Origin of the sequence: Emticicia sp. TH156 (assembly GCF_002855535.1) — a bacterium.
In the GTDB taxonomy this organism is placed as follows: Bacteria; Bacteroidota; Bacteroidia; order Cytophagales; family Spirosomataceae; genus Emticicia; species Emticicia fluvialis.
On the sequence record NZ_PKRS01000006.1, the window covers coordinates 22274 to 37413 of the forward strand.

At 43.2% G+C, this 15140-nt stretch carries 8 protein-coding genes; 2 read left to right on the forward strand and 6 right to left on the reverse strand.

Annotated elements, in window-relative coordinates; genetic code table 11:
* Positions 1-42: 42 nt before the first annotated feature.
* Positions 43-2853: a TonB-dependent receptor gene (locus C0V77_RS12115; protein ID WP_101726643.1), complete on the reverse strand. Its 2811-nt coding sequence runs from the start codon at positions 2851-2853 to the stop codon at positions 43-45.
* A gap of 246 nt (positions 2854-3099) precedes the next feature.
* On the opposite strand from C0V77_RS12115, the gene C0V77_RS12120 reads away from it, so the two are divergent.
* Complete coding sequence (locus tag C0V77_RS12120) at positions 3100-3807, forward strand: thioredoxin domain-containing protein (RefSeq protein WP_101726644.1); 708 nt, start codon at positions 3100-3102, stop codon at positions 3805-3807.
* A 43-nt stretch (positions 3808-3850) separates the two neighbouring features.
* On the opposite strand, the gene C0V77_RS12125 is transcribed toward C0V77_RS12120, so the two are convergent.
* The 5 genes from C0V77_RS12125 to C0V77_RS12145 all read right to left on the reverse strand — a co-directional run bounded on the left by C0V77_RS12125 (position 3851) and on the right by C0V77_RS12145 (position 12133).
* Positions 3851-6244 carry a PA14 domain-containing protein gene (locus tag C0V77_RS12125; RefSeq protein ID WP_143706081.1) on the reverse strand — a complete coding sequence of 798 codons (2394 nt, stop codon included), beginning with the start codon at positions 6242-6244 and terminating at the stop codon, positions 3851-3853.
* 8 nt (positions 6245-6252) lie between these two features.
* On the reverse strand, positions 6253-7761 hold the full coding sequence (locus C0V77_RS12130) for a DUF1501 domain-containing protein (RefSeq protein WP_101726646.1): 1509 nt from the start codon (positions 7759-7761) through the stop codon (positions 6253-6255).
* A gap of 7 nt (positions 7762-7768) precedes the next feature.
* Positions 7769-9679: a DUF1800 family protein gene (locus C0V77_RS12135; RefSeq protein ID WP_101726647.1), complete on the reverse strand. Its 1911-nt coding sequence runs from the start codon at positions 9677-9679 to the stop codon at positions 7769-7771.
* Between the two features lie 398 nt (positions 9680-10077).
* Complete coding sequence (locus C0V77_RS12140) at positions 10078-11136, reverse strand: M48 family metallopeptidase (RefSeq protein ID WP_101726648.1); 1059 nt, start codon at positions 11134-11136, stop codon at positions 10078-10080.
* Positions 11137-11158: 22 nt separating this feature from the next.
* On the reverse strand, positions 11159-12133 hold the full coding sequence (locus C0V77_RS12145; protein ID WP_101726649.1) for an SIS domain-containing protein: 975 nt from the start codon (positions 12131-12133) through the stop codon (positions 11159-11161).
* A gap of 486 nt (positions 12134-12619) precedes the next feature.
* Between C0V77_RS12145 and C0V77_RS12150 the strand changes: the two genes are divergently transcribed.
* Positions 12620-15001 carry an ATP-dependent DNA helicase RecQ gene (locus tag C0V77_RS12150; RefSeq protein WP_101726650.1) on the forward strand — a complete coding sequence of 794 codons (2382 nt, stop codon included), beginning with the start codon at positions 12620-12622 and terminating at the stop codon, positions 14999-15001.
* Positions 15002-15140 lie beyond the last annotated feature (139 nt).

Here is a 15140-nt window from a genome sequence, read left to right on the forward strand (position 1 = left end):
TCCTAAAATGTTTACTTGATATATTGATATTCGATTTGCTAATTATCTGCCACTTAAAGTGTAGCTTACACCCAGAGAGAATAATCTGCCTGGTTTATATTGCTGCATGATTTCATCATTTTTACGGTCAAACTTACCGTCCTGATTACCGTCTTGGAGAATTAGAGCTGCCTGATTGAAGATGTCGTTTATACCACCTTTGATAACAAATCTGCTACCTACACCTTTAGAGAAAGTAAGGTCAAGCACGTTTCGTGGCATTTCGTATAGGTCGGGGTATCCCAGAAAACCTACCGCAAAAATTCTTTTGCCTATTACGTTGTAGAGTATGTTTACCTGGAAATCTCTTTCCTGATCATTGTAGTTTATACCTGTGTTTACGATGTATGGAGACTGCCCCTGCAACGGACGATTATTTGATTGCCCTACTGCCCCTTCTCTTAGTTTTACTTTACTTACAATCAGAGTGGTATTAAAGAGCACACTTACCCTTTCAAGGAATCTTGAAGAAGTAATACTTGCCAGCCCTTTCTTTATTTCAAGTTCAACCCCTGTACTTCTGGCACTCTGAGCATTTTTGTAAATAAAGGTTTTAGCACCTAAAGAGCCACTGCCTGCTTCTACTTCAATTTCAATCGGGTTTCTGAAATCCTTGTGGAACACTGCAAAGCTAACTACCTCGGCAGGTGTAGGGTAGAACTCCCAACGGGCATCAAAATTATTCACTGTTGAAATCTTAAGGCCGGTGTAGCCTTCATATACTACGTTGAAATCAAAATCATAGAAAGAGAAAGGCGCCAGCTCTCTGAACTCCGGGCGGTTAATGGTTTGTCCGTAAGCAGCTCTTACAAGCATTTTCTCATTAAAGTTGTAAGAAAGGTTGGCCGATGGCAAAATACTTAAAACCGGGTTTTTAACTGATACCCTGGCTCCGCCAATAAAAGCGCTCTGCAAACTTTGGGTATTGTCTTCTGCTCTTACACCACCAATGATATTCAGTTTTTTGCTTAGCGGAATATTGGCATTTGCATAATAAGCCAACAACTTGTTACCCGCAGTGTACGAGTCGTTCGGGTTAGTCTGCTCGTCAATTCTAATACCGTTAGTGCCGTTAATATTATTGAAAATAACGTTGATAGGTGCTGTGAATAACTCTCCGTTAAAGTTTGAGCCACGTACATAACCCAGGTTTCTACCATTAAAGCTACGGTCTTTCTTCTCATAGAAAACACCGGCTTTCAGTTCCATTTCCGTTTCTTTTTCTTTAGAAAGCGTTACTTTCTGTGTCAGGTTCACAGCGCCTGTGTAACCGTTTTCAATCATTTTAGAGAACCATCTTCCCAGGAAGAACGCCTGTGCAGTACCTATCGGGATATAAACGGATTTGGTGCCGCTGTTAGGGTCAACATCAGAGCGGTAACGGCGGTAGTCTGGCTGGTCACGATACGAATGATTATAACCAACTACCCAGTCGATACTGGTTTTGCCATTGGCAAAGGTGTGTTTTCCGGTAAGCTGGCCGGTATAAATACCACGGTAAACCTGATTGAACGAGTGGTTATCAGGATTATAGTTGGCCTCAATGGCACGGCCCGTACGGCGTGTATAATTAGAATTGCTTAACTGATTAAACAGGTTCTTGAACTCAATAGAATGATTGTCGCTAAGACGAAACGCCCAGTTGTGCATCACACCTACACGGATATTACGGCTATATTGCTGGTCGTTAAAGTTATAGATCGGTGATTGCGTATTGCTGATGTTGGCATTGAAATCGTTACGGTCAATCACAAAATTGGTACGGGTGTCAGAGTAATTTAAGGCGGTAACGTTACCCGCTTTTACTCTTCCGATTGAAAATTTGTAATTACCTGTAATACCAATTCTTTGGTCTGGTGTAGCCGTTGAGTTTTTGGCAATCCACTCATTTCTCAAAGACCGTCCCGCCGATTCAAGCGCAGCAGGGTTATTGGCTACCTGGCTAATGTTGGCCGGAAAATACTTTGGCAGGTCGTAATATCCATTATTGAACCCTGTCCAATAATTTTTACCCTGGTTAGGCTGATAAAAGTCTCCGAATGTCGTATTGCTACGGTAAGAAGTGCTATAGTCAATTACCAATGAGTTTTTGTCAGGGATATTCTTGGTAAAGATTTTCACAAGACCCCCTGCAAATTCACCGGGTAGCTCAGCCGAAGGACTTTTATAAATCAACATCCTGTCAATCTGAGAGCTGGGAATAATATCAAATGAGAAAGACTTAACGTCTGTCTCCATACTGGGTGTAAAGGCATTATGAAGCATTACATTGTTGTAACGCTGGTTAAGACCTCTGATATTAATGAATCTGTCTCCAACAATAGTAATACCCGGTACGCGCTTCACAACCTGGGCGGCGTCACGGTCAAGGGTTTTGGCAATCTGCTGTGCCGAAATACCGTTTACCACCATCTGTGCAGCTTTTATTTCTGAAATAACCGACACCTCAGTATTAGTTAACCGGCTGGCCGTAACTTTTACTTCCTGAAGTAAGGTTTTTTCTTCTTCAAGGCTGGTGTTTATTTCTGTAATGTTTCCGCTTACAACCGCTACATCAGCCAGAACTCTGTCCTGATACGAAACATAGCTGATAACCACTTTTACTTTTCCGGCCGGTACTTTCGCTATCGAAAAGAAACCGTTAATATCAGTAACTGAACCTAAGGCTGTACCTTCAATTTTAACAGTTGCGCCAATGAGGTCTTCGTTGGTTTTAGCATCTTTGATTGTTCCGCGAATGGTTCCCGTCTGGGCAAAGGCAATAATTGAAGCAAATAACAAAAAAAGAGTAGTAGAGATTTTCTTATTGTTCATATTGGTTTCCGTGTCTTATTTTCACGGTGCAAAACTAGCTTGTCAATATTAAGCAAATGTTAAGTCAATATTATGTGTTAATTATGTTTGGCAAAACCCATAACAATTGCCTTATTTTCAAGATTATAAAGCCCGCCGCCCCAAGCCAAAGAATTTATTATAGCCTGAATAACGATTGTGACGTTTATCACGTTTAAAACCCAAAGGATAGCTTATCTTTGCTGTCTGTTAAATCATATTCAAGAAATGAAAAGACAATTGTATACCTGGCTATTTGCCCTGATAACAACCACACTGGCCTGCTCTGAAAGCCACAGCCAGACCAATAATCTGCCGGCAGCGGCATTTTCGGAGAAAATCAAACAAACGCCCGGGGGTTTGGTGCTGGACGTAAGAACACCGGAAGAGTTTTCGAAAGGACACCTGAAAGATGCCCGCAATGTAAACTGGAAAGACAGCAACTTTGCCGCTGAGGTAGCAAAGATTGACAAAGCCAAGCCTGTTTTTGTGTATTGCCTTGTAGGTGGGCGCAGCGCAGCGGCGGCAGCCAAAATGCGAGAAATGGGCTTCAAAAATGTGTTTGAGCTGGAAGGTGGCATAATTAAATGGCGGGCAGCCAACCTGCCTGAAACCACTGAAACCGGTAGCAAGCCAGTAAGCCTTACAAGGCAGCAGTTTAATCAGCTGCTTAGTTCGGATAAACTGGTACTGGTTGATTTTTATGCCGACTGGTGCGAACCCTGTAAAAGAATGGAGCCGTACCTGAATGAGATTGCTTCAGAAATGAAGGATAAAGTGCAGGTATTACGAATCAATGCCGATGATAATGCTGAATTGTGCAAAGCGCTGAAAGTTGATGCCCTGCCTGTTTTGCAGCTTTATAAAAACAGTAAAATTCAGTGGACCCACGAGGGTTTTATAGCCAAGACAGATGTAATTAAACAATTGAAGTAAAAAATAAGCCTGAGCGCAGGAGTGTTCTCAGGCTTGTTTTCTTCTATTCCGTAATTTCGAGCTTTTCTCTCAGCACTTTGTCTGCCACCAGCAGCTCAATCCAGTACTCTCCTTTTGGTAGTTTGTTAACGGGCAGCATCTTAATCTGTGTACCCAGGTTTTGAGAGTAGCCGTCAATCAGGGTGGTTATAATCTTCTCATTTTTGTCTTTCAGGGTCAGTTTCACCTGCGACGGCTGATTAATCCGGAAAACAATTTTCCGCTGCTTATCAATATGGGTAGTGTCTGATTTAAAATCGGAAACCGTTTTATCGTCAACTGCCATTCTCGATTTCTGATTGTTTATAAAAGACTGTTGCACGCAACCGGCAATGTCGGCAGTAAAGACCGAATTTTTGTTCACCTCAAACCCCGGCAATAACACAATACTATTACCGGCCGTAAAAGAAATATCTTTTGAAGATGTAGAAACGGTAGTTTGAGCCACAATTGTTCTGGCGGCCTTGTAATCGCCCGAGGTAATAGAACTCTTCTGCAAAGCCAGCGAGTCTGTGGCGCAATTAATACTTACCCCCTTGCAATTACAGTTATTGTCAAACTTATCATTCTGGGTCAGTGGGTCTCCGTCATCGCAGGCTGTCCCTTCCACATCGCAGAGCGAGGCATTGAAGGTGATTTTACTGAAACCGGTGCAGGTGGCGTCTCCCCAGTTATCTTTTGCTGAAACCAGTATATATCTTGCCCGCACTTCATTCATATTAGGGCCCTCAAAACCGGCGTAGTCGTGGCTGCCCGGTGCCTGCGGCCAGGTATAATCATTGCCAATTGGCTGCCAGGTTTTGCCGTCTGTTGAGTAATCAACATTTACATTTCTGAACCCTTTGCCTGTCTCGCCCGGAACGTTATAGTTCCAGACCCTGGTATCATGAAACACATATAGCTTAGAAAAATCATACAATATCCAGTTCTTGTTACCGGCTCTGGCGGCATTCGGATTTGCCTTTTGAGTACCGCAAGACAACCAGGAGGTTTCGGTGGTAGAGAGATTGTCTGTTACCCCCTGCGAATCAAACATTTTATACCTGGCGGTTTCGTCTATGCAGTCGGGCCCTGAGCAGGGCGTGCCTACACATTCGCAACTGCCATTGATTTTGTCATTATTGGTATAAGGGTTGCCATCATCACAAGGGGTACCTTGTGCAATGCAGGCTAACTCACATTTGTAGTCGAACAAGTAAAAAGCAGGTATGCGCTTCCAGACCTTTTCTTTATAGAAAGGTGTTTTCCAGTAAACATTAAAATGGTCTCTGCCGTTGTTTTCTTTGTTTCTTATTTCATAATAATAATACTTACCGGCCTGCATGTAAATAGGGCCAATGGTTTGGGCCGGGGCATTGTTATGCTCGGTTTCATCAACGCCCTGCATTACCACAGCTTTGTATGTCTGTTTGTGTTCAATTGAGTCATTTTTGCTGAGGTAAAAAATCGTCTGGTTGTCGCCGGTTACATTAAATTCATAATTGCCAGACACAGGCACTGTAATAAAGCCCTGCACGTAGGCACCATAGTTATCAGAAGCATAAATCGGTATGGTGGGTATAGGCCCAAACGCCCCTTTCAGTTTTTCTTTTCTATCAGGCGATAACGGAAATTTAGGCGAATTAACAAGGTCATTTTCAACATAGCTGCCTTTAATGTTATCATAATAGTAGGCTTCTGCCAGACCACGCTCACCCACACAGGCATTTGCAGTTGGGGCTACTCCCACACAGTTGCAGAAGCCATCCTGCTGGTCGTTTTTGGTAAGGGCATTGCCATCATTGCAGAGCGTACCTCTTGGGGGGCAGGCCTGCCCGCAATTGTATTCGTTTATATTGTTAAAATCAATGATGCTCCAGGCTCCGGCGGGGTTTGAGGCCTTCTTCCACCATAAGGCAAGGTGGTCTCCGCCCGAGGCCTCAAAATTATAGGCTTCAAAATAATAATACTGCCCTGCCTTCAGCTCAATAGCCGCTGAGGTCTGGCCTGCCTCTTTACCGTTTTCTTCAGTGCCAGTAGCTGATGTAACCTCTGCTATTTTTACTTTATTAGCCGGGCTCTGGTCAGTGCTCAAGAAAAAAGTACCTTTGTCGTCGCTGGTAATGTTAAAAAGATACGTTTCGGTTTGCTGAACTTTAATAAAACCGCGTATCATACCAATAAAATAATCGGAGTAGTTGACAGGGGCTCGCAGTGACCCCAGTATCTGGGTACCATCGGGCTTGTCGGGGTAGTTTTCAAGAACAGACAAGTCTGTTATGTCTGGTGCACCCTGAACGGCAAAGTTTGCCCAGTAAGACCACTTTACCTGCCCGCCCGGCCCAATACAGTTTTGCGCAAACAGGCTGCCGGACGATGTAAACACAATAAAAAACAGTAGTGTAAACGTTCTATTCATAGCATCACTCAATAGGTTAAACACGATTGCGGCTTGTCTTCAGTAGAAATGGCAGTACCACTCATATTCATAAAGCCGATAGGATAATTGCCCTGGGCATACGCGTAAAAATTACCGATATTGGGCAGCACATAACATAAATCTGACGGACTTACCCCATACCATAGAGCCATTTCGGCGTATAGTTCATCTGTCGATACAGACGGAATAAAGTTACCTCTGAACGAAACGTTCAGGCTGTTGTTGTTCAGATTCATACTCGGATAAGCCCCATATATTTTGCCTCCATTTACGCTGCCACCCATAACGATTGAGTTGCCACCCCAGGCGTGGTCAGACCCCATGCCGTTTGATGTAATGGTACGGGCAAAGTCTGAGATGGTAAAGGTAGTTACATTTTCTGCTATGCCCAGCTCAACTGTGGCATCATAAAATGCCTTTAATGCACTGTTCACCATTGGTAGTCTCTGGTTCAGGCCGGTTATCAGGTTGTCGTGCATATCCCAGCCACCCAGTGTTACAAAAAATATCTGTCTTTTGGCTCCAAGGCTATTGCGTACACTTATTACTTTGGCTACTGCGGCCAGGTCATTGCCTAACGACGAATTAGGAAACTGCGTGGCAAAGTTGGGTATTTTCTTCAAGGCATTTCTGAAAACATCAAAAGAAGAAGCGGCGTTTTTTGAACCCGTGGCATAGGTTTGCTGCAAAAGGTTGGCATAGGTATCACTAATCAGGCTGTCGATAGCCGAATTTCTGAGGTCACTGATCATACCTGAATTGCCCCACCAAGACGAAGGCACCAAATCAAGACCTACTGTATTGGCGCTTAGATTATTGCTGATTGAATACTCGGAAATGCTTTCGCCGGTCTGGAATACATTTTTACCTCCCAGCGAAATATTCATTGATATCTGGTTGTTGGCATTACTGCCATTAAGCAAATCTGCAATGCGCCCACCAACCCCCAGGGCTTTCCTGCTTTGCGGAACAGAGGTTTGCCATTGCATAATCTGGTCTGAGTGAGAATAGATACCTTCCGGTAGTTTTTTCTGACCACTGCTAAACTCGGTGGCATTCATTACCGGCTGAACCAAAGTTCCAACATTGGCCATAAATGCCAGTTTTCCATTATTATAGAGGTCTTTCAGCCCGCCCATAGCCGGGTGTACGCCAAACGAACCATAGTTACCTGAAATACCCCTGAAACCCGTAGAGCTTGTGTTGTTTAACGGTAAAATAGAACTTTGAGGGATGGCCAGGTCAGCCCTGGTAGTGGCATAGTCATTATAGCCGTTGTCTACGGTTCCATTCGGTATTAACAAATTGTAGGAGTCAAGACCCCCTGCCAGCAACACACACACCAATGCTTTGTAGTCTTCTCCCAGGTCGGTCTTTGAGAATCTCTTATGCCCTATGGCACCGTTAACTGACCCCAGGCTTGTAAGCGTGCTTAACAGGGTGGTAGCTCCCATGGCTGCACAACCGGTCTGTTTTAAAAAAGCGCGTCTGTTCATAACTTCATTAATTATTGATGATATACTCGGGTGAAGCCATAATTAAATAGATGGCCACTCGCACTCTTTTATTGGCATCATCTGCGTTAGGTACACCGTTGGCAAGTCTCAGCGGCATACCTGATACAGCTCTTTTTATAATATCCATACTCTTTTTAGACAACCTGCCGCTGGCAAGTATAAGGTTATACTTATCAAGCAACTGCACAAGTCTGTCATTACGTGTCAGCGGAAAATCGGCCGTCAGATCAAATCTGGGTCTCTGGTCGTTTTTAACGGTTTCTGCGCTGTAATATCCCATATAATCAACCGGTTCATCTCCGGCTATCCAGTTGTTCAGGGCGTTCAGATACCCGGTCCAGGTCTGGGCATTAAATGTCTGAAATTCCGGTCCATATTTATCTGTTTCCTTCATGGTTCCATCAGGCACGTAATCAGGAGAGAAAAAGTTGAACACACTAGGCGAAAAAAGTGGCAGTTGCCCCATTCTGTCATAAGCCCGGCGCATGGTATTTCTGTAAACACCGCTGGATGATTTCAGATTAAGACCTTTAATAAGATTGGTATATCTGATAAACGGTTCTTTAAGAACCCCCGTATATCTGTTACTGAGGTCGCGAGCCTCAGGGTCAAGCAGAATTGCTTTTATTACCGCTTTCAAGTCGCCTCTCACTCCTTTTCCGTTATCATTGAAAACAGAGGCCACCCGCGCAATATAGGCCGGCGTAGGGTTAGAAGAAACCATACGCTGAATAAGCCTGCGTGCCATAAAAGGCCCAACGTTCGGATGATTAAAGATAATATCAAGTGCATCACTGATATCCAGTTCACCTTGTTCTACCGGCCGCGCTTCAATGGTTTTGCCTAAAAATGTTTTTGGACCCTGTTCATGCGCATTCACAATTCTTGGTGCAACAGACCAGGTTCTCAGGTAGGCATCGCTTGAATCAACGGCATAAAACTTCAGTTTCCTGGTATAACTCCAGATGTCTTTATTTTTTTCGCCTATATAACGGCTGTCAGCCCATGACAACCCCGTAAATACTTTGGCAAGGTTGGCTATATCGGTATTATTATAAGTAGGAATAGACTTGCCGCTGGCGTCTTTTTTCTCGGTTCCGTCCAGATTCAGCTGAAACAAACCTATCGAAAACAACTGCATGATTTCACGTGCATAGTTTTCGTCCGGATATATCTGTTTACCTTTATTGATATCAGTAGCGTGGTTGTTCATGTAAGTAAGGTAAACCGCCATTGCCGGATGATAGGTAATGCGCTCAAGCAGGGTACGGTAATTACCAAAGGCGCCGTCGAGCAGAAGGTCGTAATAACTGGCCAGGGCATACGGGTTTGAATCAAAGGCCGACACCCTTGAAGTAACAAATATCTGGCTTAGACCCATAGCCACTCTCCAACGTAAAACATCGGGGGCAGTCATGAATCCCTGAAACCAGCAGATATCAAAATGTCTGTCGGTTACATAGGTATTAGCAATTGTTTTTGAAGGATCGGTTCGTCTGAGCGAATCCACAATAGACTGATGCAGGTTTTGCAGATAGGCCTCAATCCTGAACGAATTGGGCATATTCAATTGCTTGTTAACCCAGGACTCTACACCAATGGCGGCCACGTTCTCAATTTCATCGTAGGTTGTGCCAAGCGTAGCCTGAGATAATAATCTGGCTGCAGCAGTTTTATTGGGCAAAAAGCCCGAACTTAACAAAGTGGTGATGCCATCCTGGCTACCCACAGCAGAAGACGAAGAAACAGTTACATTCTGAATATTACCTTTGCCGAAGGTTATTCTACCCTGCGCTTTTAGGTGGCTGGAAAGACAGGTTAAAATAACTACCAAAACAAAAGACACTCTTACATGTGTGGCATTCCTCACTCCTAATAGCAACGTAAGTACCCTCATCTCAGACCAATTAAAATTTGACAACTAAAAAAAGACTTGATGTCATTCTGGCCTGCACGCATAGAAAACAGAAACTTCCTATACAGAAGCCGTCGCTACATCGTTACTCAGTTTTTACTTTTTGGGTTGTCTGAATGCAATTGAATCCGTTTTTTTTAAACACCATTCTCTTGCATTATTTTTTACTTGGTGCATCAATTGGTTTCCATGGCACAGCTAAAAGAATCAATTCGCAGGGTTACTTTTGTATGAGGTCTAAGACATAGTGTCTATGAGCAAATGTAGAATAAAAATTCAAAAAGCAAACATTAATTTCAAAAAAAAAATACAATCTGAAACTGTTCTAAATTTCAAAAAATTTTATTGAGTTTTCGGGGAAGAATCTCCCCAATTTCGCATCATCTAAGCAGGCGCCAGGCATCTTCAATGGCCTTGTTCCGGGTTTGGGGTGGGGGTATAGGCTGTTCTGATATATAAGTTATTCTTTCTTCAGTTAGCGGATGCGAGCTAAGGTAGGCAGGTGCGCCTCTGCTAAGATTTTCTTTTTCTTCGGCTTGCAATCTTTGCATCAGGCGGAGCATCCCCTGGGTATCCAGGTGGTTGTTTGCCATTAGCTGCAGCCCTTTCAGATCCGCTTCTTTTTCCATGCTTCTCGAAAAACCCAGCTGATGTATTTCGTCGGCTTTGCTTAACAATAGATTAGCCAGGGTGCCGTCATCACCAAAAACAAAAGATAAAAGCACCGAGCCAGCCATGCTTCGGGTTAGTGCGTTCAAAGAATGCCTTTCCTTTATATGCGTTACCTCATGTGCCAGCAATGCTGCCAGCTCTTCAGGGGTTTTAAGTTTATCAATAATGCCGCTGTAAACAACCACATGGCCACCTGGCAAAGCAAAGGCATTTACATCGTTGTTTTCAACAACTGTAAACCTGAGCGGATACTTGGTTTCAAAATCAATACAACCGGCAAAACCGGTAAGAGCAGCAGTGGCTTTTTTATCAACATGGGCGTTGCTCATTAAACCCTGGTAAAATTTTTCACCCATGGCTACTTCTGCCGAAACCGGTATTTTGCTGACAACAAAAGAAACCACCACCGGCAGCAACCAATAATACAGCGCCAGCAGAAGGCCCGCTGCCACGCCTGCCATGATAAGTGCCGCTTTTAGAAAAGCCTCATACTGCCGCCTTACCACTTTTGGGGGCTTGGGCAGATACTCTTTTAGCACAATTGCCAGAGGTGAGCCTGATGGAAACTCAAGATATTGATGCGGGAATGCCCCATACTGAAGCATGGTTTTACCCTTGCCCATAAATGCGCTAAACTCTATTTCAGTTATTGTCCATACAATATTGATGTTTGCATCATTTATGCGCAGTAAGTTACCCCAAACCTCAACCTGCACCAGATGCGGCCTGGAGGTTTGTCCATCATAATAAGTAGCGGTATATTGCATGTTGGTCAAAGCCGGCGTAGTTTTATAAAAGACCTTCCTTTAGTAAATCGTGCAGGTGCACAAAGCCCAGAAGTTTACCGTCTTCAACCACCACCAATTGCGTTATGCTTTTCTCCTGCATTAGTGCCAGTGCATTGACTGCATATTCGTCCGGGCTGGTGGTTTTGGGGGTGGCAGTCATAATATCAGTTGCTTTCAGGCTTGCAAAATCCTGCTTTTTATTCAACATTCTGCGTAAATCACCATCAGTTATTATGCCCAGTAACTGGCTGGATGCATCAATAACGGCAGTAGCACCCAGTAGTTTTGATGTCATCTCAAGAATAACCGTATGTAAATCAGCATCCGGAGATACGCTTGGCACTGCATTGTTGGGGTACACGTCTCTTACTTTCAGGTACATTTTTTTACCCAAACTGCCCCCCGGATGGTATCGTGCAAAATCGCTGCTGGTGAAACCCCGCATTTCAAGCAGGCAAATGGCCAGGGCGTCTCCTAAAGCCAGTGCAGCTGTGGTTGAAGTGGTAGGCGCCAGATTAAGCGGGCAGGCCTCGCGCTCCACGTAGGCATTCAGAACATAATTTGCATGGCTGGCCAGGTAGCTTTGGGTATTGCTTACCAGGGCAATCATCTGGTTACCGTGCATCTTCAGCAACGGCACAAGTACCTTTATTTCGGGGGTATCGCCACTTTTAGAAATACACATTACCAGGTCATCTTTCTGAATCATCCCCAGGTCACCGTGTATCGCATCAGCCGCGTGCATAAAAAGAGCGGGGGTGCCTGTAGAATTCATGGTAGCCACTATTTTCTGCCCAATAATTGCACTTTTTCCTATTCCGGTTACCACAAGACGGCCTTTACAGGCTAAAATAGCCTTTGCACATAATTCAAAATCATCATTAATATAACTTTTCAAAGAAAGTATTGCGTCTGCTTCATGTTGCAAAACTTTTTTCGCTACGCTTTGTAAATTTTTTTCTAACTTCGTCTTCACTTTTCAGAGGGGGTATTTACAGGCAAAAGTAATGCTTGTAGGGCTTGCATCAAAAGATTAGTGCAATAAGAACACATTGCCTGCTGTAGAATAACAATTACAACAAAACTAGTTTAAATCATTAAATGAATCAGGTTAAAAAAAACCACGCCGGAAATTTGTAATACTCAATTAAAAAAATAGTATCTTAGCAAAGGCTAAAGTAATTATTCTAAACTAATTCAAACTTTATAGTACCTTTTGCCGGGGCTAAACATACCTTAAGCAAACTGTTTTGTAAGTATTACGAATTATATCGCTGTTGTTGATGCTCATACCCGGCATGGCCTGAACAGCCTCACAACCACAGCAATTATTACTACAGCAAATCTTTACTAATGGCATTTTTTCTGATGACTGGCTCATCAGGACAATCAACATAAAATTGCTCAGATACTGACCTATTTTTAAAATATTGTAAATTTTCCGGATAGCAATTTTGCGTTTATGGTAGAACCAATTATTAAACAATCATTAAAGGAGAAACTCAAAGAAATTTTCGGCTTTGATGCTTTTCGTGGCGAACAGGAAGCAATTATCAATAACATTGTAGCAGGAAAAAATACTTTTGTTATTATGCCTACCGGCGCTGGGAAATCTCTATGTTATCAGTTGCCCGCTATGGTACTTGAGGGCACTGCTATTGTAATTTCCCCGCTTATTGCCCTGATGAAAAATCAGGTTGACCAAATGACAGCCTTTGGTATCAATGCTCAGTTTTTAAATTCAACACTGAATAAGGCTGAGATGACCAAAGTGAAGAACGATGTTTTAAGCGGTGAATGCCGTTTACTTTATATAGCTCCGGAATCTCTCACAAAAGAAGATAACCTGTCTTTCTTACAAAAAGCCAAACTCTCTTTTGTAGCAGTAGATGAAGCCCACTGTATATCTGAATGGGGCCATGATTTCAGACCTGAGTATCGTAGAATCAGAGGAATCATAGACGATATCAACCCCAATCTGCCAATCATTGCATTAACGGCAACCGCCACGCCAAAAGTACAGCAGGATATCAAGAAAAACCTGATAATGGACGAGGCCCCCGTGTTCAAGTCGTCGTTTAACCGCAAGAACTTGTATTACGAGATTCGTCCGAAAGTTGATTCAAAGAAGCAATTAATAAGGTATATTCTTAACAATAAAGGTAAGTCGGGCATAATTTACTGCCTCAGCCGCAAAAAGGTTGAAGAAATTGCGAACCTGCTGAGCGTAAACGGTATCAAAGCCCTGCATTACCATGCCGGACTGGATGCTGACACCCGGATGAAAAATCAGGACGCGTTTCTGAATGAAGAAGCCGATGTAATAGTGGCAACGATTGCCTTCGGGATGGGCATTGACAAACCCGATGTGCGCTTTGTGATTCACTATGATGCGCCCAAGTCGCTGGAAGGCTACTATCAGGAAACCGGAAGAGCAGGACGCGACGGACTGGAAGGTAACTGCCTGATGTTCTACAGCTTTGACGACATTTTAAAACTGGAGAAGTTCAACAAAGATAAGACCGTTACTGAAAGAGACAACGCCAAGGCTTTGTTGATGGAAATGGTTGCTTACTCTAACCTGGGTATCTGCCGCCGCCGTCAGCTACTAAGTTATTTTGGCGAATACTCTGAAAAAGACTGTGGTTTTTGCGATAACTGTCTGAAACCCACCAAGAAATTTAAAATTGAAGATGAAGCCGTTCTGGCCTTAAAAGCCATTCAGCAGGTGGGCGAAAGATTTGATATTCAGCACATTGCTGATGTTCTTACAGCCAATACAGCTAATGCTTACATCCGTAGCTATGAGCACGACAAGCTGGCCGTTTATGGTAAAGGGAAAGGTATGTTTGTTGAAGCTGAAGAAGAGGATGACGAAGACGACGAAGAAGAAGAATTAGAATTGGCTAATGATGACGATATGGACGAAGAGGAAGACAACACCCCTGTTGCTACCAAAAGTCCGTCTCATTCACCTAAAAAAGCCGAAAAACCAACAAAAAAATCTGACAACAAAAAGACCCCTAACGATTACTGGGTGTCTATCCTTCGTCAGATGATGGTGCTTGGTTTTATTGAAAAAGATATTGAAAACGCCTATGGGGTAGTAAAACTGTCGGAAAAAGGCAAAAGCTTTATTGCCGACTCTTACCCTATTACAATATCAGAAGACCATAACTACGAAAATACCGAAAGCAGTGACGACGACGACGTTCAAATGAACGGCGGGCCGTCTGGCGGAGGTGGCGCGTTTGACTCAGCGTTGTTTGAGTTGCTGAAAGCGCTTCGTAAAAAAATTGCCAAAGAAAAGAACGTGCCGCCGTATGTGGTTTTCCAAGACCCCTCACTGGAAGAAATGGCAACCACCTACCCAACTACCGGACAAGACCTGGCCCAGATAAACGGGGTTGGCCTTGGCAAAGTGCAAAAGTTTGGGAAGCCTTTTCTTGAGCTGATTTCAAAATACGTAGAAGAAAACGAAATTGAAACCACGCAGGACCTGGTTGTAAAATCGGCTGTCAATAAATCAAAAATAAAGATTTATATCATTCAGCAGATTGACCGCAAGATTGATCTGGACGAAATTGCAGAGTCAAAAGACCTGACAATGCCTGAACTGATAGAAGAAATTGAGCACATCTGCTATTCTGGCACAAGGCTGAATCTGGACTACTACATCAATCAGGTAATAGATGAAGAACATCAGGACGAGATTTATGAGTATTTTATGGCCGCAGAAACCGATAATATCCGTGCTGCACTCAAGACTTTTGAAGGCGACGATATAACTGAAGAAGAATTAAGATTAATGAGAATAAAATTCTTGTCGGAAATGGCAAATTAATTCTTTATATTTGAAGCGATAAAGCATTTGCCATTATTAATCGATTATACAACAAAATCATGAAAAGTGTGAAAGGAACGATAATGTGCTTCACACTTTTTTATTTTTTGACAGGCAAAGATTAAATGATAGTAATGTA